Genomic DNA, 1,778 nt, shown 5'->3' with positions numbered 1-1,778 from the left:
GGTTACATGGCTGCGCGAACCTGCCCCATGCCAGCAAGGCTTCTCAAGCTGGCTGAGCCACAGTGGTAATCAGGAACACTTATGCTTTCAGGTGTTTATCCGCTTCACGGAAAAACTTGGTCATGTCATCCCAGGAGGTCGAACGCTTCAGCGTCTTACGGGCATTCATGATATCGGTAAAGATGTGGGTGTTCTGCTTCAGTTCAATCCAGCGTTTTGCATCAGACATGGTATTCATGGCAATCAATCCGGTTTGAAGAAAAAAGCGTGGAACAGGTCGCCATGAATGAATATCTATTGTGCCCACTTTTTGAAGACAATAAATATTCACCAGAGCAGGTTTGATAAAGGGGAAACCTGTTCCACGTAACAATCCAGGGAGGAGTGGTACGAGTATAGGAACGTCTATAATCGGCGTGAAATCATTAAAATTTGGGAGGGGTATAAGTCTTATTTATAGGTTTGTTGTTTCAGGGTTGAATCTTTTTTTATTGTCAGCGAAGCGTTGTTAATATGTTGATTTCCAAGGCTTGACTACGTATTGAGTGAATGGTCATAGGCGTATTTCCCTGCCGCTTTTTATTAACAAAAGTTCATGATGCCTCCACCCTCTGTTCACAGAGCCTCCTGTACATTATGTCCCAACAGCGATCGGGAAGCGGCAGCTTCCACAGCAAACAATGACAGAGGTGGAGAGCAATGAGACAGACAATGAAGCATCAGATGATTCGTGGCATGGCTTTGGTAGCAGTTCTGGGTGCATCAACTCCGCTGTGGGCACAGTATGAAGGGCCGGGCAGCGAAACGATCAAGACCGTGGAAGAAGCCAAAAAAGCCTCCGATGACGCAGAGGTTGTGCTGACGGGTCACATCATCCGCCAGATCAACCATGAGGATTACCTGTTCAGGGATGCCACCGGTGAAATCAATGTTGAGATTGACGGTGATGAGTGGGGCGCAATCCGTGAGCCGGTTACCCCGGAAATGACTGTACGCATCTCCGGTGAGGTGGACTACCACCAAACCGAGCCGACGGATATTGATGCCCGACAGGTTGAGATTATTGAAACAGCCTATAGACCAGCTATGACGGGTTTGGAAAAAGGCTAATGAGAATATCTCCGGCACGGTCGGGTGGCTGTGCCATAGATGACAAGTTGGTTGTTACAGCATTGAGGCCTCTTCAGATAAACGGATTTTCTTAGCCGAAGGTTCTTCGTCAGAGGGTATGCAGGGTTTATTGGTGCTTTGGAGGGGGCTTGAGTCATCAACCGACTTTAGGCTTTCTGCCCAGTTATACAGCTCACCTCCAACATAATATGGATTTAAATGGAACTCGGCATATTTGTAATACATTTCGTCTGTTAGAGCTGCCATGCCAGAATTGGCGTTCACAAAATGTCTCCATTCTGGTAGTTGGCACAATTCATGTTCATGTAGTATTACTTGATTCAGTTTTTTTCTTAGCGTATCGAGTTCACATTGCAATACTTTGGTATTAGTTTTGGAAAGATCATACAGTTGTTCTGTTAATAAGGGTTCAAATTTATGTTCTCTTTCTAATATTCTTTTACATAGCAACACTTTCAAATGCTGATCTTCTCTGATCTTCTCTGAACTTTTCAGTTATTGGTTTCTTGCTTTTTGGGAATTGAGCTATGATTTTCTCTAGTTCTTTCATTTTCTTGTAAGCTAACTGTCAGCACCGATTTAAAATGTCCACTTTCCACCGATTGGATTTGACCTCCCGATTAACCCTTTCATGGCCGATATTTCTC

General features: G+C 44.6%; 3 protein-coding genes. 1 reads left to right on the top strand and 2 read right to left on the bottom strand.

Annotated elements, in window-relative coordinates; translation table 11 throughout:
- Positions 1–79: 79 nt before the first annotated feature.
- Entirely contained in the window at positions 80–238 is a 159-nt protein-coding gene (locus ABD892_RS10815; protein WP_345195646.1) for a hypothetical protein, read from the bottom strand.
- A gap of 461 nt (positions 239–699) precedes the next feature.
- Between ABD892_RS10815 and ABD892_RS10810 the strand changes: the two genes are divergently transcribed.
- Positions 700–1,110 (top strand): NirD/YgiW/YdeI family stress tolerance protein, encoded by a 411-nt coding sequence (locus tag ABD892_RS10810; RefSeq protein ID WP_345195645.1) that lies wholly within the window; start codon positions 700–702, stop codon positions 1,108–1,110.
- A gap of 54 nt (positions 1,111–1,164) precedes the next feature.
- Here the strand turns inward: ABD892_RS10810 and ABD892_RS10805 are convergent, their stop codons facing one another.
- Positions 1,165–1,590, bottom strand: a complete 426-nt coding sequence (locus ABD892_RS10805) for a hypothetical protein (protein ID WP_345195644.1) — start codon at positions 1,588–1,590, stop codon at positions 1,165–1,167.
- Positions 1,591–1,778 lie beyond the last annotated feature (188 nt).

The organism is Kistimonas scapharcae (assembly GCF_039540975.1).
GTDB classification, from domain to species: Bacteria; Pseudomonadota; Gammaproteobacteria; order Pseudomonadales; family Endozoicomonadaceae; genus Kistimonas; species Kistimonas scapharcae.
Note: the sequence above shows the minus strand (reverse complement) of the source record. Positions and strands in the feature narration are given on the sequence as shown.